The sequence below is a fragment of the Amycolatopsis sp. NPDC031561 genome (genome assembly GCF_055580625.1).
In genome coordinates this window covers 74,157-91,309 of sequence record NZ_JBVILA010000002.1, presented here as the reverse complement: position 1 = coordinate 91,309, position 17,153 = coordinate 74,157, and the positions used below count along the sequence as shown (strand labels likewise).

Annotated in this window: 20 protein-coding genes; 8 read left to right on the top strand and 12 right to left on the bottom strand. The window is 68.6% G+C overall.

From position 1 onward, the window contains the following. Positions 1-58: 58 nt before the first annotated feature. Both ACZ5IK_RS05915 and ACZ5IK_RS05910 read left to right on the top strand, forming a co-directional pair. A complete protein-coding gene (locus ACZ5IK_RS05915; protein WP_465487231.1) occupies positions 59-1,876 on the top strand; it encodes a substrate-binding and vWA domain-containing protein in 1,818 nt (605 codons plus the stop codon). An 11-nt stretch (positions 1,877-1,887) separates the two neighbouring features. Beyond that, positions 1,888-2,628 (top strand): hypothetical protein, encoded by a 741-nt coding sequence (locus ACZ5IK_RS05910; RefSeq protein ID WP_465486777.1) that lies wholly within the window; start codon positions 1,888-1,890, stop codon positions 2,626-2,628. Positions 2,629-2,697: 69 nt separating this feature from the next. Here ACZ5IK_RS05910 and ACZ5IK_RS05905 read toward each other — a convergent pair whose 3' ends face one another. Next, positions 2,698-3,705 carry a hypothetical protein gene (locus tag ACZ5IK_RS05905; protein WP_465486776.1) on the bottom strand — a complete coding sequence of 336 codons (1,008 nt, stop codon included), beginning with the start codon at positions 3,703-3,705 and terminating at the stop codon, positions 2,698-2,700. A 95-nt stretch (positions 3,706-3,800) separates the two neighbouring features. Here ACZ5IK_RS05905 and ACZ5IK_RS05900 point away from each other — a divergent pair, with 95 nt between their 5' ends. Continuing rightward, complete coding sequence (locus ACZ5IK_RS05900) at positions 3,801-4,592, top strand: DUF2470 domain-containing protein (protein ID WP_101611713.1); 792 nt, start codon at positions 3,801-3,803, stop codon at positions 4,590-4,592. Between the two features lie 160 nt (positions 4,593-4,752). Here the strand turns inward: ACZ5IK_RS05900 and ACZ5IK_RS05895 are convergent, their stop codons facing one another. Beyond that, a complete protein-coding gene (locus ACZ5IK_RS05895) occupies positions 4,753-5,214 on the bottom strand; it encodes a PPOX class F420-dependent oxidoreductase (RefSeq protein WP_184898131.1) in 462 nt (153 codons plus the stop codon). 23 nt (positions 5,215-5,237) lie between these two features. Here ACZ5IK_RS05895 and ACZ5IK_RS05890 point away from each other — a divergent pair, with 23 nt between their 5' ends. The 3 genes from ACZ5IK_RS05890 (at position 5,238) to ACZ5IK_RS05880 (ending at position 7,968) form a co-directional block, all read left to right on the top strand. Further along, positions 5,238-6,035: a CPBP family intramembrane glutamic endopeptidase gene (locus ACZ5IK_RS05890; protein ID WP_101611711.1), complete on the top strand. Its 798-nt coding sequence runs from the start codon at positions 5,238-5,240 to the stop codon at positions 6,033-6,035. A 13-nt stretch (positions 6,036-6,048) separates the two neighbouring features. Next, positions 6,049-7,260, top strand: coding sequence for an arginine deiminase (locus ACZ5IK_RS05885; protein WP_101611710.1), 1,212 nt, complete (start codon positions 6,049-6,051; stop codon positions 7,258-7,260). A 156-nt stretch (positions 7,261-7,416) separates the two neighbouring features. Next, positions 7,417-7,968: a ferritin gene (locus tag ACZ5IK_RS05880; protein WP_409489378.1), complete on the top strand. Its 552-nt coding sequence runs from the start codon at positions 7,417-7,419 to the stop codon at positions 7,966-7,968. Positions 7,969-8,052: 84 nt separating this feature from the next. On the opposite strand, the gene ACZ5IK_RS05875 is transcribed toward ACZ5IK_RS05880, so the two are convergent. The 5 genes from ACZ5IK_RS05875 to ACZ5IK_RS05855 form a co-directional block, all read right to left on the bottom strand. Further along, positions 8,053-8,892, bottom strand: coding sequence for a hypothetical protein (locus tag ACZ5IK_RS05875; protein ID WP_465486775.1), 840 nt, complete (start codon positions 8,890-8,892; stop codon positions 8,053-8,055). Further along, the gene (locus ACZ5IK_RS05870) at positions 8,889-9,401 is read right to left on the bottom strand and encodes a SigE family RNA polymerase sigma factor (protein ID WP_101611707.1); all 513 of its coding nucleotides are present in this window, start codon (positions 9,399-9,401) and stop codon (positions 8,889-8,891) included. Before ACZ5IK_RS05870 ends, ACZ5IK_RS05875 begins: the two co-directional genes overlap by 4 nt. Before the next feature lie 205 nt (positions 9,402-9,606). Continuing rightward, a complete protein-coding gene (locus ACZ5IK_RS05865; protein ID WP_101611706.1) occupies positions 9,607-9,960 on the bottom strand; it encodes a DUF952 domain-containing protein in 354 nt (117 codons plus the stop codon). 86 nt (positions 9,961-10,046) lie between these two features. Then, positions 10,047-10,931, bottom strand: a complete 885-nt coding sequence (locus tag ACZ5IK_RS05860) for a DUF5926 family protein (protein WP_465486774.1) — start codon at positions 10,929-10,931, stop codon at positions 10,047-10,049. Positions 10,932-11,013: 82 nt separating this feature from the next. Further along, the gene (locus ACZ5IK_RS05855) at positions 11,014-11,583 is read right to left on the bottom strand and encodes a hypothetical protein (protein WP_465486773.1); all 570 of its coding nucleotides are present in this window, start codon (positions 11,581-11,583) and stop codon (positions 11,014-11,016) included. 350 nt (positions 11,584-11,933) lie between these two features. On the opposite strand from ACZ5IK_RS05855, the gene ACZ5IK_RS05850 reads away from it, so the two are divergent. Beyond that, positions 11,934-12,149, top strand: a complete 216-nt coding sequence (locus ACZ5IK_RS05850; protein ID WP_465486772.1) for a hypothetical protein — start codon at positions 11,934-11,936, stop codon at positions 12,147-12,149. Between the two features lie 53 nt (positions 12,150-12,202). After that, positions 12,203-13,372, top strand: a complete 1,170-nt coding sequence (locus ACZ5IK_RS05845) for a cytochrome P450 (protein WP_465486771.1) — start codon at positions 12,203-12,205, stop codon at positions 13,370-13,372. On the opposite strand, the gene ACZ5IK_RS05840 is transcribed toward ACZ5IK_RS05845, so the two are convergent. From ACZ5IK_RS05840 to ACZ5IK_RS05820, 5 genes are all read right to left on the bottom strand, one after another. After that, positions 13,369-13,677, bottom strand: a complete 309-nt coding sequence (locus tag ACZ5IK_RS05840; RefSeq protein ID WP_043847837.1) for an antibiotic biosynthesis monooxygenase family protein — start codon at positions 13,675-13,677, stop codon at positions 13,369-13,371. The two genes, ACZ5IK_RS05845 and ACZ5IK_RS05840, sit on opposite strands and share 4 nt — an antisense overlap. A 115-nt stretch (positions 13,678-13,792) precedes the next feature. After that, positions 13,793-14,731, bottom strand: coding sequence for a DUF4328 domain-containing protein (locus ACZ5IK_RS05835; RefSeq protein ID WP_465487230.1), 939 nt, complete (start codon positions 14,729-14,731; stop codon positions 13,793-13,795). A gap of 35 nt (positions 14,732-14,766) precedes the next feature. Then, positions 14,767-15,117 (bottom strand): rhodanese-like domain-containing protein, encoded by a 351-nt coding sequence (locus ACZ5IK_RS05830; protein ID WP_465486770.1) that lies wholly within the window; start codon positions 15,115-15,117, stop codon positions 14,767-14,769. A 47-nt stretch (positions 15,118-15,164) separates the two neighbouring features. Beyond that, positions 15,165-16,796: a solute symporter family protein gene (locus ACZ5IK_RS05825; protein ID WP_465486769.1), complete on the bottom strand. Its 1,632-nt coding sequence runs from the start codon at positions 16,794-16,796 to the stop codon at positions 15,165-15,167. Beyond that, positions 16,793-17,137, bottom strand: a complete 345-nt coding sequence (locus ACZ5IK_RS05820) for a DUF485 domain-containing protein (RefSeq protein WP_410601674.1) — start codon at positions 17,135-17,137, stop codon at positions 16,793-16,795. The genes ACZ5IK_RS05825 and ACZ5IK_RS05820 overlap by 4 nt, the downstream gene beginning before the upstream one ends. Positions 17,138-17,153 lie beyond the last annotated feature (16 nt).

The window sequence follows — 17,153 nt, the reverse complement described above, 5'->3', positions numbered from 1 at the left end:
CGGCCCCGGGCGGGGTGAAACCTCCGGATAATCGGTGTTCCCACCGCTGGAGGTCTCCATGGTCGTGCATCCCCGGCAGTCCCGAGGCGGCCGCAAGGTCCTGGCGTTCGCGGCCGCGGCTGTGGTCGCGATCGGCTTGATCATCGGACTGCGCGCGCTCACGAGCGACTCCGGCGAAGAGGCCGTGGAAGCGAAGTGCACGACAGGCGACGCGGTCAAATTGCAGGTGTCGTCCTCGCCGGAAAAGGCGGGCGTGGTCACCGAGATCGCCAAGGGCTACAGCGGCCGCACGGTCGCTGGGCGCTGTGTCGACGTGATGGTGCAGTCGAAGTCATCCGGTACCGCGATGCAGGCGCTCGCGCGCGGCTGGAACGAGGCGGTGGACGGGCCGCGGCCGGACGTCTGGACGCCCGCCGCGTCCGGCTGGGTGAACCTGCTGCGCCAGAACCTCACCGGGACCGATCACCCCGCGCTGGTGCCCGAGGGCGACCCGGAATCGGTCGCGAACGCGCCGCTGGTCCTCGCCATGCCGAAACCGATGGCCGAGGCGCTCGGCTGGCCCGGCAAGGGCATCGGCTGGAAGGACCTCGCCGCGCTCGCCACGGATCCGCAGGGCTGGGCGAAGTACGGCCATCCGGAATGGGGGAAGTTCCGGCTCGGCAAGACGAATCCGAACATCTCGACGTCCGGTCTCAACGCCACGATCGGCGCCTACTACGCCGCGACAGGCACGTCTTCGGACCTCACCGCGAACGCGCTCGCGAAACCGGAGGCACGGACGTTCGTGCAGAACGTCGAGCAGGCCATCGTCCACTACGGCGACAACACCCTGACGTTCCTGACAAACCTGCAGAAGGCGGACGACCGCGGCGCCGCGCTGTCGTACATCTCGGCGGTGACGGTCGAGGAGAACTCGCTCGTCGGCTACAACCAGGGCAACCCCACCAACGATCCGGAGAAGCGCGGGCAGCACGCGCCGCCGAAGGTGCCGCTCGTCGGCATCTACCCGAGTGACGGCACGCTCAATTCCGATCACCCGTTCACCGTGCTGAACTGGACCGACGACATCCACAAGCAGGTCGCGGCGGACTTCCTCGCGCATCTGCGGGGTGCCGAGGCGCAGCAGAAGTTCAGCGACATCGGCTTCCGGACGTTCGACGGGAAGCCCGGTTCGCAGACCACGTCGGAGAACGGCGCCCAGCCCGACGCCAAGCTCAACCTGATCCGCCCGCCGAGCCCGCCGGTGCTGGCCGAGGTGCTCAAGTCGTGGAAGGACCTGCGGAAGAAGGCGAACGTGCTGCTGGTCGTCGACGTCTCCGGGTCGATGGGCGACGGGGTCAGCGGGACCGGGAAGAACAAGATGGATCTCGCGAAACAGGCGGCCGTGGCGTCGTTGCCGCAGTTCAGCGACGCGGACAAGGTCGGACTGTGGATGTTCTCGACGAAACTCGACGACGACAAGGACTTCAAGGAACTCCGGCCGGTTTCGCCGATCGGCGGTGAGCCGGGCAGGCAGGAACTGGCGTCGCGGCTGAACGGGCTGACCCCGCAGAACGGCACCGGCCTCTACGACTCGTCGCTCGCGGCCTACGAGTTCATGAAGCGGCAGCTGGATCCGAACGCGATCAACGCCGTCGTCGTGCTCACCGACGGCCGGAACGAGGATCCGGGCGGGATCGACCTGCCCAACCTCGTCGGGCAGCTGCGGACCGAGGGCGGCGGTGAGGCGGTGCGGATGTTCACCATCGCCTACGGCTCCGACGCGGACCTGAACGTGCTCAAGGAGATCGCCGAGACCACTCAAGGCGTGGGGTACGACTCGTCCAAACCGGACTCGATCGACCAGGTCTTCACCGCCGTGATCTCGAATTTCTGAGATCCTCGGATATGCGCTTCGTCCGTGAGCTAGCCGAACCGTGGGGACTGCTCCTCGCGGCGACGTCGGCGGGGGCGGCCTGGGCGGTGCAGCTGCCGGTGGTCGCCGCGATCGGCGTCGGCGTGACCGTGCTCGCCGCCCGCGCCGGGGTCGCCGCCGCCACCCGCGCGAAACCCGCTGCCGAGCCCGAGGAGCGGGCCCTCCCCGACGTCGAACCGGGTTCGGCCGAGGCGGACTGGCTGCGGCGCGCGGAGGCCGCGGCCGACGGTTTCGAGTCGATCTCCGGATCGCTCGACACCGGCCCGCTCGCCGATCGGGTGGCCGACATGGAACCGGTGGTGCGGGAAACCGTCGACACCCTCCGGCGGCTGGCAGGCCGCGCTTCCGCCACCGGGAAGGCGTTGGGGCGGGTCGATCTCGGCGCGGTTTCCGCCGAGAAGGCCCGGCTGACGAAAGACCTGAAGAGCGCCGACGACGACATCCGCGGCGACCTGCTGCAGTCGCTCGAAGCCGTGCAGGCACAGGAAGACGTGCACACGCGGCTTTCGAGCGCGCGACGGAAACTGCTGGCACAGCTGCGATCCGGCGCGCTCGGTCTCGACGGCCTGGTCGCCAGGGCGGCCGAACTGTCGGCCGCCACCGGCGATTCACTGCTCGACACCACGACGATCGGCGAGCTGAGCGAACAACTGGAAGGGATCCGGCGGGGCGTCGTGGAGACCGAAGAAGCGACGCGGCGCTCGCTCAGCTGAAAGGGACTTTCCCCTCATTTCACGCGGTGAAGGGAGCTTTCGCCGCATGGCATGCGGGGAAAGTCCCCTTCAGCGGCCGAACTTGACCGGCCCGAAAACCGCGTGACCAGGCACTCCGGCCTTCGCGGTCTTCCCGGCCACCGGCACACCGAGCACCCACAACCGCCCGGTCGCGGCGATGCCGGCGGCCAGCGACGGGTCCGACCCTCCGGCCAGGACGGTGACCTGGCGACCGTCGGGCAGCACAGTCCGGCCCCGCACGGTGACCATGCCGAAGAGGTTGACCGAAGCCGGTCCGGACACGACGGCCAGTTCGGTCCACTGTGGCTCGGGCGCCGGGCGCGCCACCACAAGTGCCGTAATGGCGAGCCCGAGCGTCGCGAGGAAGCAGAGGAGCGCCAAGACCTGCGCGCTCGGCACGAGGATGCTGCCGCGGTCCGGGAGGTCGAGGGCGACCCAGACCGAAAGGGCCGCGACGACCAGGGTGATCCCGGCACCGAGCAGGTAGTACGACGCGAGCAACCGCCGTTGCAGGGTGAGCATCCGGCCCGGCGAAACCGGCTCGGCGCCGAGCGGCAGCGAACCTTTCACGGGGGCTTTCCGGATCGTGCCGCCTCGGAGGCCGAACACGCCGGGAAGCAGGAAGAACGGGCCGAGCACCCACAGCCGTCGCTGTGCCGCGAGTTGCGCGCGGAGCGGGGCCGGCAGTCGGACGACGAGCCATCGGTCGTCCAGCGGAACACTGACCCGGGAACCGGCGACGAGAGCGCCGTCCAAGCCGCTCACCAGGCGGAACGGCTTGTGGATGAGCTTCCGCATCCGCAAGGATCCGGCGAACACGAGGTAGCCGCAGTAGAACGAGACCGGTGCCATGAAGACGAGCAGGAAGACGGGAACGGCGACGCCGTACCGCCCTGACACCGCCAGGACGACGCCCAGTACGACGAGAGCCCCGGCCGCGACGAACGTCGTCCCGAGTGTCGTGGTGAGGCGGTCGAGCAGGGGGACCAGGGCCGGCATGTTCACCGCCGGAATCCCTTCGGGTGGTTCGAGGGCCCGGATTCTGCGGTCTTCCACCTGGTCAACGTATACGCGTCGGCCGAGACGTGATCGAGCCTACTTCCGCTTGGCACGTAAATCAGGTTAGGCTCACCTAACTTAGGAGGTGAGCCGTGACCACACCGACGTCCATTCGCCGCCCGCCGGCGCCGAACCCCGCGGAACGCGCGAAGACGATCGCCACCCGCAACGGGCCGGCGACGCTGATGCCGACCGCCGAGCAGCGCGACCAGCCAGGGCAGTACGGCCGCGTCATCCCCGAACTGCACCACGTGCACACGAGCGGCAGCGTCAGCATTCTGCTGCCGGACGAGCACCACCTGGTGAAACGCTCGCACGAAGCGCAGCGCGGCGAACTCGCGGTGATGGTCGAACTGACCGATCAGGCGCCGGTCGACCTGCGTGAACCCATCCGCGGGCTGCTGTGGATCACGGGCTGGCTCCGCCCGCTTTCCGAGGTCTCGGCGCGCGCCCGCGCGGTCTCCATCGCCGAAACCCGGCCGGACGAACGGCTGCTGGACGTCGGCCACGGCCTCACCCTGCTGAGGCTGACCCCGGCCTCGCTGGTGCTCGCGGACGCCGAGGGCACCCACTCGCTGCGGCCGCACATGTTCAGCGCCGCGCCGCCGGACCCGTTCCACGACTACGAAGCCGCGTGGCTGCGGCATCTGGAGACCGATCACGCCGACGTCGTCCAGCAGCTCGCCAAGCACGTGCCCGCCGAACTGCGCGGTGGCTGGATCCGGCCGCTCGGACTGGACCGGTACGGCCTGCGGCTGCGGGTCGAGGCCGACTCCGGCGACCACGACGTCCGGCTCGCTTTCTCACGCCCGGTCGAAGGACCGCCGCAGCTCGCCGGTGAGATCCGCAGGCTGGTCGGCTGCCCGTTCTTCTCCGAGGGCTAGGCCGTGTCCTGTAAGTCTGTTCGATGGGCTTCGTGATCCAGGTGGTTCCTGGCGGTGCGGGCGGATCGGCCTCGTACCGGGTCGTACTCGGCCGCATCCGCCCGTGCCGTCAGGGGCCGCCTGGGCGCGGAGACCGCGAACAAGACTTGCAGGACACGGCCTAGGCGAGTTCGGCAGGGAAGCCGCCCTTGGCGATCGGGCCCCACGAGTCGATGGTGACGCGGATGATGCTCTTGCCCTGCTTCACCATCGCTTCGCGGTACTCGTCCCAGTCGGGATGTTCGCCCGAGATCGCGCGGAAGTAGTCGACCAGCGGCTCGACCGAGTCGGGCAGGTCGAGGACCTCGGCGGTGCCGTTCAGCTGCACCCACTGGCCGTTCCACTCGTCGGAAAGGACGCAGGCGGACACCTTCGGTTCGCGTCGGACGTTGACGACCTTCGCGCGCTTCGGATACGTGGAGATGACCAGGCGGCCTTCGCCGTCGACGCCGCAGGTCACCGGCGAGAGCTGCGGGCCGCCGTCGGCCTTGGCGGTCATCAGGATCGCCCGGTGGCGGGTGGACAGGAAGTCGACGAGCGCGGCACGGTCGACGGTTTCGTTGGTCGCGATGCTCCTTGGCATGACCCGACGGTAACGTGCGACCGATGAGCTGGCTGCGTCCCGAACGCCCGGCGCTGCCGGAATTCGTGGAAGACCCGGCGCGCCGCCGCGCGATCGTCATCGAACTGGTCGTCGTCTTCGGAATCACCCTCGGCCTGTCCGGGCTGCGCAGTCTGCTGTCCCTTGTGGACTCGCTGCTGCAGCCCGTCCCGCTGGCTCAACAACAGGCCCAGCTCAACGTCCCCCAGGCGACACTGAGCCTGGTCGATCTGCTCAAGCAGCTCCTGAGCGCGGGTCAGCTGGTCGGCTGGGGCGCGCTCGGGCTGTACCTGTTGTGGCGCGGCGGGATGAAGCTCGCGCAGATAGGGCTGGACCGCCGTCGCCCCGGCCGCGACGTCCTGCACGGCCTCCTGCTCGCCGCGGTGATCGGGATTCCGGGACTGGGGCTGTACTTCCTCTCCTACAGCCTCGGATTCAGCCTGTCGGTGCAACCGTCCACATTGGGCGAAACGTGGTGGCGCCCGATCACGCTGACGTTGTCGGCGTTCGGGAACGCGTTCGCCGAAGAGGTGCTCGTCGTCGCGTACCTGCTGACCAGGCTGCGGCAACTCGGACTGCGCGAGAACACGTCACTGGTCGCCTCGTCGGTGCTTCGCGGGTCGTATCACCTGTATCAGGGTTTCGGCGGTTTCGTCGGCAATGTCGTGATGGGCCTGGTGTTCGGCAGGCTGTGGCAGAAGACGAACCGGCTGTGGCCGCTGATCGCCGCGCACACCGCGCTCGACTTCGTTTCTTTCGTCGGATACGCGCTGCTCAAGGGGCGAGTTTCCTGGCTTCCCTAGCTAGTGTGAACTGGTGATTGACGAGACGACTCCACCCCGAGTTGACAGCGAAGTCGGCCCCCTGCGTGCGGTACTGCTGCACCGGCCCGGCAACGAGCTCAAAAGGCTCACGCCTCGCAACAACGACCAGCTCCTGTTCGATTCCATCCCCTGGGTGGACCGCGCGCAGGAGGAGCACGACGCGTTCGCCGAGGTGCTGCGCGGCCGCGGTGTCGAGGTGCTGCTGCTGGCCGACGCGCTGCGCACGGCGCTCGCGGACACCCGTGCCCACGCGGCGGGCGTGCACGCGGCGGTCGACGAGCGGCGGCTCGGGCTCGATCTGGCCGATTCGCTCCGTTCCCACCTGTCGAGCGTCTCCCCGGAGGTGTTGGCCGAGGCCCTGATGGCCGGGATGACGTTCGAGGAGCTGCCCGCCGCCGAGGGGGTCTCGCTGGTCCGGCTGATGAACCACCCGAACGACTTCGCCGTCGATCCGCTGCCGAATCTGCTGTTCACCCGTGACTCGTCGGCGTGGATCGGCGACCGCGTCGCGGTCTCCTCGCTCACCATGCCCGCCCGCGTCCGCGAGACCGCCGTCCTGGACCTGATCTACGCCTACCACCCGTGGTTCCGCCACGCGTCCCGCGCGTACGGCGCGCATTCGGCGCCGATCGAAGGCGGCGACGTCATGCTGCTCTCGCCGGGCGTCCTGGCCATCGGCGTCGGCGAACGGACCACCGCGGCGGGCGCGGAGTCGCTGGCGCGGTCGGTGTTCGCGGACGGGATCGCGCACACCGTGCTCGCCGTCCCGATCCAGCAGACCCGCGCGACCATGCATCTGGACACCGTCTGCACGATGGTCGCCGCCGACGCCGTGGTCATGTATCCGCTTTCCCGCGATTCGCTGACCGCGTTCACCATGCGGCCGACCGATGACGGTTCCATGAAGGTGGAAGGCCCGGCCCCATTCCTCACCGCGGCCGCCGAAGCAATGGGAATCGACCGCCTCCGCGTCATCGACACCGGGCTCGACCCGGTCACCGCGGAACGCGAGCAATGGGACGACGGGAACAACACCCTCGCGCTCGCCCCCGGCGTCGTCGTGGGCTATGAACGTAACGTGGAAACCAACGCCCGCTTGGAGGAGGCCGGTATCGAGGTGCTGGCCATCACCGGCTCCGAGCTGGGCTCCGGCCGCGGCGGGCCGCGCTGCATGTCGTGCCCGATCCGGCGCGAAAGCATCTGAAACAGAAATTAAGTAAGCCTTCCCTAATTGATAGCAATTGATTAGGGAAGGCTTACTTAATTGAGGTGGACCTATTGTCGGTAATGGTAACCTAATAGGGGGCAGATCACCAGGTGAAAGTGGAAATCGAATAGCGCATGACGTATCTTTGAATACATGGCCCTCACCAAGAAGCAACCGCGCTCGAAGTTCTACGAACTGCTGCAGGCGCAGATCCACAACGAGTTCAACGCCTCCCAGCAGTACATCGCGCTGGCGGTCTGGTTCGACGCCGAGGACCTGCCGCAGCTCGCGAAGCACTTCTACAAGCAGTCCGTCGAGGAGCGCAATCACGCGATGGCGCTGATCCAGTACATGCTGGACACCGACCACCACGTCGAGATCCCCGGCACCGGCGACGTGCGCAACACGTTCTCCGACGTCACCGAACTCATCGAGCTGGCGCTGCAGCAGGAGAAGGACGTCGCGACCGACATCCAGCAGCTGGCCAAGGCCGCTCGCGCCGAAGAGGACTACATCGGCGAGCAGTTCACGCAGTGGTTCCTCAAGGAGCAGGTCGAAGAGATCTCCCAGATGTCCACGCTGCTCAACATCGTCAAACGCGCCAACGGCAACCTGTTCGAGGTGGAGAACCACCTGCACCGCGAGTCCATCGGGGACGGCGGAGCCGACTCGGGGATGCCCCCGGTCGCGGGCGGCGCGCTCTGACGCACTGACCGCTCTCCCACCACAGAGAAAACCCGGGCTCTCCCCCTTGGAGCAGCCCGGGTTTTCTTCTGCGCGCGGACGGCCTCAGCTGAACTGGCAGTCCTGGTTGAGGCTGGTCAGCAGGATGCTGACGGCCGACCCGTCGTTGGCCACGAAGATCCGGTACGCGCTCACCGCGCCGGCGGGCGCGACGTAGGCGCTGCCGTCCTTCGTGCTACCGGGGTACGCGGCGAGGATGTCCGCCTCGGTCGAGCCGACCCCGATCCCTTCCGGGGTGTGCACCGTGCCGGCCGGATTGATGACGGTGATCCCGTTGCCCTCGGTCAGCGACACCGACGTCGGCCCCGGAACGGCGGAACCCTCCGCGTAGCCGTAGGTGCAAGCGCCACGGACCTCTTTCGCCCGCAGCGGTCCGGCAGTGGCCTCGGCCTCGGCCTCGCTCATCCCGAGCCGGAGCTTGCCGAACCCGGCGGAGGTCAGTAGCGCGCCGGTGGTCACCTTGCCCTGCGCGGGCGGTTTCGTGGCCGCGGTGCTCTTCGGCGGTTTGACGGGCCCGTCGGAGATCGTCGACGGCGGTGGCACGGACGTCTGGGGCGGCGCTGCCACCGACGACGACACCGGCGGCACCGAAGTCCCCGGTCCCGGCTGCACCTGGCTGGTCGCGGACTGCCCCATGCTGAGCTGATCGGCCGAGATGACCGCGCCGTTGTCCTTCGAGTGGATCGAGAAGACCGCGAGCCCGCTGCCGACCATGACCACCGCGGCGGCCATCCCACTCGTCGTCTGGATCATCTGGCGGCGACGACGGCGGCGACGGGCGCCCGCGACGATCGTCTCGGGATTCAGCGTGGATCCCGCGCCCATCCGCTCATCTGAGAACAGGTCACGCAGCTTTTGCTGCACGTCCTCCTCGGACATGTTCATCCCGCTTCCCTCCCTTCACCTTTGGGCTCGAACAGTGCGAGCTTCGTGCGCAGCGACGCGATCGCCTTGCTCGCCTGGCTTTTGACGGTGCCCTGGCTGATGCCGAGCGAATCCGCGATCTCCGCTTCGGACAGCCCCTCGTAGTAACGCAGGACCATCACCGCGCGTTGCCTCGGCGGCAGCGCGCGTAACGCCTGCCACAGCGGCTCGTGCTCGAACGGATCAGCCGGACTGTACGGCTGCGTGTCCGGCAGGTCGGCGACCAGGCTCTCCCGTTTGGTCCGGCGCCACCGGCTGACGTGCGCGTTGGCCATCGAACGGCGGATGTAGGCCATCGGGTCGCCGGTCTTGTGCTGGACGTAGGACCAGCGCGAGCCGATCTTCTCCAGCACGGTCTGGACCAGGTCGGCGGCGTCGTGCGGGTTCCCGGTGAGGGCGTGGCCGTACCTGAGCAGACCCGGCAGGCTGGCCTGCACGAAGTCGCCGAAGTCGGTGAGCTCGGCCGGCACGTCTCTCCCTCGGGTCTCGCCGGACCCCCAGACATCCGTCCCCGAGATGACCGTCGCGGCAGCGGTCACCGTATCGCCTCCTCCCGGGGTCACTCGGCCAGGTATCTCTGGCTCACCTCTCCCGAAACGCATGACCGCCCCCACAGGTTGTCTTCAGCCGCGAACCATTTCGAGAGACGCCCGTCCGGGTGAGGCGTTGCGCTTCTCAACGTCTCGACACGGACTCGGGAATCTTGAACGAACCGTCCCCCCGAAGAGGGAATTCGTGCACGGCCACCACCGCGTTACGCGGTATCGGACCGTACACGTGGGGAAACTGGATCCCGGCCGGATGCGGCGGGTCGCCGTCCTCCCAGACGACGGGTGCGCCGACGAGCGCCGGGTCGATCTCCAGCAGCACCAGATCGGTGCGGCCGGGGAACACGGCGCCGGCCGGGATATGCGCCGTTCCCGGGTCCGAGCAGTGGATGAAGCCGTCGGAATCGAGGGACGCGGCGGTGTAGACGCCGCCTTCGGGCACCGCCGCCCACTCGCCCTGCCCACAGATATGAAGGATCACGCGCCCATCCTGACGCAATTCGTCCTCTAGTTGCGGTAGATGCGCGTGCAACTACCGCAACTAGAGGACTAAACGCGAGGGGTGGGTCAGCGGATGGTGAGCTGGCGGCCGATCAGGCCGTCGCGGGAGCGGCGCTCGGTGGCGTTGAGCGGCTCGGTGTCGAGGGACTTCAGCGCGGCGTCGAGCCGGACGCCGAGCTGGTCCTTCGCGTCGGCCCACTCGCGGGCGTGAGCCTCGGGGTCGAGATCCCACACCGGGACGAGCAGCCCGTGCGCGCGGAACGAACCGGCGTAGCGGGAGCCCTCGCCGAGGCCCAGTTCACCGGCCGCGGACAGGCGCGCAAGCGCTTGCAGCAGCAGGTTCTCCGGTTCGGGGCGGACCCAGCGCAGGTGCGCCTTCTCGCCGGCGAGCACCCAGTACGCACCCGCGCCGAGGCGTTCGGTCGGCATGATCGCCGCGTTCGCGCGCTCGAGGGACAACGCGACGTCGCCGCTCGCGTCGGCGTCCTCGGGCAGCCACCAGGCGAAGTCGTTGTAGAGCGTGGCGTCGAGTTCGACGCTCGTGTCGAGCAGGTCCTGCAGACGGGCCTTCTCGTCGGCGGTGGGCGGCGTCGTGGTGTCCGGCACGGACAGGACGTCGCCCTCCTTGGCCTCGAGCACCCACTGGAGCGCCCGGCCGAGGTCACGGCTGATGTCCGAGGACCGGGTCTGCACCTGCATCCCGATGTAGCGCTCGCCGTCGGACCGGACGAACGCGGCCGCCGCCATCGGCAGCACCGTGCCGAGGGTGACCTTCTCGCCGGAGCCCGCCAGCGTGAGCGCCGCCGTCGCCGAAGGGACGAACTCGCGCAGCGCGATCAGCTCGGTCTCCGCCGCGAGCCCCTCGAAGGGCTGGCCGACGAAGACGTCGCGCACCTTCGGCTTGCGATCCGCAGTCGTCTTGGGACCCTTCTTGCGCGAACCCTTGCCCACGTCAGCCTCCTCAAGCTCGGTTCGGAACGCTATCGCGGGAAGGGCGCGGGCCTCTTAAGGCCCCCGCCCTTCCCGCGCGCGATCAGGACCGCGAAGCCGGGCGACGGCGCATCAGGACCACGCCACCGGCGCCCGCCGCACCCGCTCCGGCCAGCCCCGCGATCAGCCAACCGGCCGACGCGGGCTCGTCGACGGGCCCGCCGCCGGTCTGCGGCGCGCCCGAGGGGACCTTCGAGACCTGCTTCGACGCCTCCTTCTTGACCGGCTCCTTCTTCGCCGCCGGAACGACCTTCACCGTCGCCGAAGGCTCGACGGTGTCGCACAGGAGGACGAACAGGTAGTCGCCGGGCTTGGTACCCGGCAGCGCCTTGTAGGTGACCTTCACGTCGGTGCCACCGGCCCGCTTGACCGACTTGTCCGCGACCTGCGTGAACCCTTCGGGAGCGACGATCGAGAAGCCGTGCGGCGTGACGCACCGGCCCTGCGCGGTCACCTTCCCGCCCGCCTCGACGGCCTTCGGCGAGACCCAGAACTTGGTGCCCTTCGGCTTCTCCGGCATCTCGACCGGCGCTTCGGTGGCGAAAGCGGTCGCGGGCAGCAACGCGAGAGCGGCGGCGGTGAGACCGGCGAAAAAGGCATGACGAATACGCATGGAAATACCCCAGTTCGAAAGAGTCGATTGCTTTCCGGGCCAGACGGCCACGAAATCCCCTTGCCGTCCCGCGCTTCCGCGTTCCGACACCCCTAGAGACGCCGGGCCACGGCCGAGGTTCAGCGGAGTTGGTAACGAAAGCGTCGCGCGGAAAACCCCCGCCGTCACCGAGATCAACCGGATCGACCGGTTTCAGCGGCCATTCGTGTACCACGGAACACGACTGAAAATGGTTGTCATAATCCGGACGATCTAATCGCGGGTGATCAGCCTGCCGTTTCACCCGCACCGCACCGAATACTCGATGACGGCGCCATCCCGGCGTCGTAGTGTGGAGAAGGGATCCACAGATGAGCACCTCCAAACGCCGGGCAGCGCTGGCCGCGTTGCCCGTGGCACTCGGGCCGATGCTGGCCGGGCCCGCGGTGGGCACGGCCTCGGCCTCACCGCAAACCGCCTCGGCCGACCAGGCCCGCCACTGCCTGCTGCTGTGCGGCGGCCATCACCACGGGCACCATCACCACCACGGTCTGGGCCTGCACCTGGGACTCTGGCTGCATCTGTGACTCCCCGCGCCGCGCCGGGGCGACTCCCGGCGCGGCGCGGCTACAGTCGGGACGTGTTCGACCTCGCCGATCCGGCCTTCCTCGCGAACCCGTATCCGTCCTTCGCCGACCTCCGCGAGCGCGGCGAAGTCCACCGGCACGACGGCCTCGGCATCGCCGTGGCGGTGTCGCACGCGGCGTCGGCCGCCGTCCTGCGGCATCGCGGGCTCGGCCGGATCTGGCAGGACGCGCTGCCGGTGGAGCGGTTCGCGTCGTTCAACCTGCTGCACCGCAACTCACTGCTGGAGAACGAGCCGCCCGCCCACACCCGGCTGCGACGGGTGATCGCGGGCGCGTTCGGACGCGGGCACGTCCAGCGGCTGCGTCCGATGGTCGCCGAACTCGCGGACCGCATGGTCGACGACCTCGCCGCCGAGATCGCCGAAACCGGCTCGGCCGATCTGCTGGCGCATCTCGCGCAGCCGTTGCCGGTCGCGGTCATCGCGGAACTCCTGGGCGTGCCGGTCAAGGGCGGGCCGCGCATGGTCTCGTGGTCCAACCACATCGTGAAGATGTACGAGTACGGACTCGCCGAAGAGAAGCGCGAAGCCGCCGAAGCCGCCGCCGCGGAGTTCGTCGAGTACCTGCGTGACGTGGCGAAGCAGCGCGCGAGTTCGCCCGGCGACGACATCGTCAGCGATCTCCTGCGCAGCGAGCTCACCGAGGACGAACTGGTCGCGACCGCGGTCCTGCTCCTGATGGCCGGACACGAGGCGACCGTGAATGTCATCGGGAACGGCGTCAACGCGCTGCTGACCCACCGTGACCAGTGGGAGCGGCTGGTGGCCTCCCCGGACCTCATGGACCCGTGCGTCGAGGAGCTGATCCGCTTCGACGCGCCGCTCCAGCTCTTCGAACGGACGGCGACCACCGACGTCGAGATCGCCGGGTACCGGGTGGCCGAGGGCGAGAAGATCGGCGCGCTCCTCGGCGCCGCCGCACGGGACCCGAAGGTGTTCGACCGGCCGGACACCCTCGACATCGGCCGCACGCCGAACGCGCACCTCGGCTTCGGCATGGGCATCCACTACTGCGTCGGCGCCCCGCTCGCGCGGGTGGAGATCGCGGCCGCGCTGACCGCGCTGACCACGAAGCTGCCGGGGCTGAAGCTCGCGGAGACTCCCGAGCGACGACCGGAGTTCGTGATCCGCGGTCTGCGGTCGCTCCCGGTCACCACCGGCTAGGGATACTCGACGACGACCTCGTAAAGCGCCGCGTTGGGCGTCGCGATCTCGGCGGCGCGTTCGGTCGACGCCTTGAACACCTGGTTCTTCCCTGCCGCTTCCCAGGCTTCGCGACTGTCGTAGTGCGTCACGTTGACAAGCTGGAAGCGCGAATCCGGCAGCAGCGCGCGGTGGAGCTTGGCATCGCGGAAGCCGGGCGCGTCACGCATCAGCTTCGCGCGCTCTCGCCACGTTTCGACGAACTCGTCCACGCGGTCCGCGGGGATCTCGAAGACGTTGATGAAGGTGACGCCGTCGTCGCTCATGATCACAGTCTTGAACCTCGAGTGAGCTGGAGGTCAATGGTGACCTGGCTCACTGCGCCCGGTCGCGAGTGGCAAGGACGGTTCTAACCGCCTTTACCACTCACGAGCCAGCAGGTCAGCGCACTGAAGAGGCGGGACGCTCGCGCCGGTCCGGGTCCGGAGCGCCGTCCACCTTCAGCACGCGAAGCAGGCGAAGCCGCTTCTCAGCCACAGGAGCGAGCAGACCGGACATGCGCTTCACTAGCAGCGCCGTCACGACCGCCAGCCCGGCCGCGGCCAGATCGGTCAGCGCGACCAGCACGACACCGTCGGCCAATGCCTGCACGCCGTCACGGAACCGCCAGACGATGACCAGCCCGAGCAGCAGCCAGTTCAGCACCCAGACGCCCCACCAGACCATCACGAGCCGCGACGGCTTGGGCCGCGTTTCGCGGGTCCGGCGCAGGACGGCGTGCTCGAGTTCGGCGACGATCGGCAGCACGAGGATCAGGTTCACCACCGGCACCAGCACGAACGCCAGCACCTGCCACTGCCGCCTCGGCGGCACCTCGCCGGAGGCGTCCGCGGCGGCCTGCCGGGCCACGAGCAGCCACCACACGGTGAGTCCCGACGGCAGCAGCGAAAGGATCGTCGTGAGCAGGCCGGTGGTGATCACGAAGGTGTCGGAGACCGTGACGACGGACGTCGACAACGCGGAATCGCGGCTCTGCACGAGCAGGACGTAGCGCCAGATCTCGGAGGCCGCGGCGGCGACCGCGAGGACGGCGAAGGTCCACAGCACCGGCAGGACGCTGCGCGTGATCACCCGCAGCCGCTCCCCGGCGGTGACCTCGCCGGACGCCGTGCCGGGGACCGCGGTCGGACGCCGCCAGACCAGGTTCGGGAAGCCCCATCGCGGCGGGACCGGATAGGACGGCGGACCGGAGTAGCGCTCGGCCACGGGTTTGCGCCGCTGCGGCCAGGCGCCGGGAGGCGGCGAGGCGACCCAGCGGACGCGATAGCGCGCCGGCTGCGGCCGCGGCTGCTGCATCGGCGCGGGACGCACCGGCGGCACCGGTGTCCTCGGCGGGTAGTGGCCCGGCTGCACGGTTACAGCACTTCGGGGTCGACGCCGGGATGGTCGCCGACCATCGGGCGCCCTTCCTGCTGCCAAGAGCCCATCCCGCCGGCGACGTTCACCGCGTCCCAGCCGCTCGCGTTGAGCCACGCGGCGGCGCGGGCGGACCGGCCTCCGCTGCGGCAGATCACGTAGACCGGCTGGTCGTCGGGCAGTTCTTCGAGTTCGCCGACGCGCGCGGGCAGGTCGCCCATCGGGATGTGCTTGGCGCCAGGGGCGTGCCCGGCGGCCCACTCGTCGTCCTCGCGGACGTCGAGCAGCGCGACGCCGTCCTTGGGCAGATCACGGACGGCGACGGTCGGGATGTCAGCAGGGCTCACCACTCTGCCATCCTCGCATCCCGTCCCGTTGCGCGCGCGTGAAGAACACCTCAGTGTTGGGCCGCCTTTTCGGCACCGGCACCGGTGAGCGAGCGGACCTCCATCTCCGCGTACTTCTTCTGGTTGTGTTCCTTGGACAGCACGGTGCCGAGCCAGCCGAGGAAGAACGCCACGGGGATCGAGACGATGCCGGGGTTGTCGAGCGGGAACCAGTGGAAGTCGACGCCCTGGATCATCGAGGCGCTCTTCCCGGTCTTCGCGTCGATCGGCTTACCCGAGACCGCCGGCGAAAAGACGATCAAGACGACGCACACGATCAGCCCGCCGTAGATGCTCCACAGCGCGCCCTGGGTGTTGAAGCGCTTCCAGAACAGCGAGTACAGGATGGTCGGCAGGTTCGCCGACGCCGCCACCGCGAACGCGAGCGCCACCAGGAACGCCACGTTCTGGTTCTTCGCGAGGATCCCGCCGACGATCGCGACGGCCCCGATCACCAGCGCGGTGATCCGCGCGACGCGGACCTCGCTGTCTGGTTCGGTCTTGCCCTTCTTGATCACGTTGGCGTAGACGTCGTGCGCGAACGACGCCGACGCCGTGATCGTCAGGCCCGCGACCACCGCGAGGATCGTCGCGAACGCCACGGCCGCGATGAATCCCAGCAGGACGGGGCCACCCAGTTCGAGCGCCAGCAGCGGCGCCGCCGAGTTCGTCGTCCCGGGCGCCTTCGCGATCACGTCGGGGCCGACGAGCGCGCCCGCGCCGTAGCCGAGCACCAGCGTGAACAGGTAGAAGATGCCGATGAGCGCGATCGCCCAGACCACCGAACGGCGCGCGTCCTTCGCGGTCGGCACGGTATAGAAGCGCATCAGCACGTGCGGCAGGCCCGCGGTCCCCAGCACCAGCGCGATACCGAGCGACAGGAAGTCCAGCTTGGTGGTGCCGGTCTTCCCGTATTGCTTGCCCGGCCCGAGCAGCGCTTCCCCGGTCTGGCCACCCCTGTCGACGGCGGCCTGGAACAGGCTGGAGAGGTTGAAGTCGTACTTCCCGAGCACCCACATCGTCATCGCGAACGTGCCCGCGATCAGCAGGACGGCCTTGATGATCTGGACCCAGGTGGTGCCCTTCATCCCGCCGATCAGCACGTACAGGATCATGATCACGCCGACGACGGCGATCACCAGGTCCTGGCCGAGATTCCCCTCGATGCCGAGCAGCAGATTCACCAGGCCGCCCGCTCCCGCCATCTGCGCGAGCAGGTAGAAGAACGAGACGGCGAGCGTGGAGATGGCGGCCGCCGCACGGACCGGGCGCTGCTTCATCCGGAACGCGAGCACGTCGCCCATGGTGAACTTGCCGGTGTTGCGCAGCAGTTCCGCGACCAGCAGCAACGCCACCAGCCACGCGACGAGGAACCCGATCGAGTAGAGGAAACCGTCGTAACCGTTGATCGCGATGGCACCCGCGATACCCAGGAACGACGCCGCGGAAAGGTAGTCGCCGGAGATCGCGATCCCGTTCTGCGGACCGGTGAACGCGCGTCCCGCGGCGTAGTAGTCGGAGGCGGTCTTCGTATTCCGGCTCGCGCGGAAAACGATCACCAGCGTGATCGCGACGAATACCGCGAAAATGGTGATGTTGAGGGTCGGACTGCTGCCCTGTACGCCCGCTGCCAGCGTTTTCACCGTTCGGTCCCCTCGATCTCGTGCCGGATCTTGTCGGCGAGCGGATCGAGTTTCCGGTTGGCGTACCGGACATAGAGGCCGGTGATCACGAAGGTGGACACGAACTGCAGCAGGCCGAAGACCAGGCCGACGGTGATGTTGCCGAAGAGCTTGGTGCCCATGAACCCGGTCGCGTAGTCGGCGAGGAGCACGTAGAGCAGATACCAGAGCAGGAACAGGACCGAGACCGGGAAAACGAATACCCGGAGCCGTCGACGCAGCTCGGTGAATTCAGGACTCGCCTGCACCTTTTCCCAGTCGGATTCCGGATCGGACCCGAGGTCTTGATCGGTATCGCTCACTTCGGACCTCCCACCT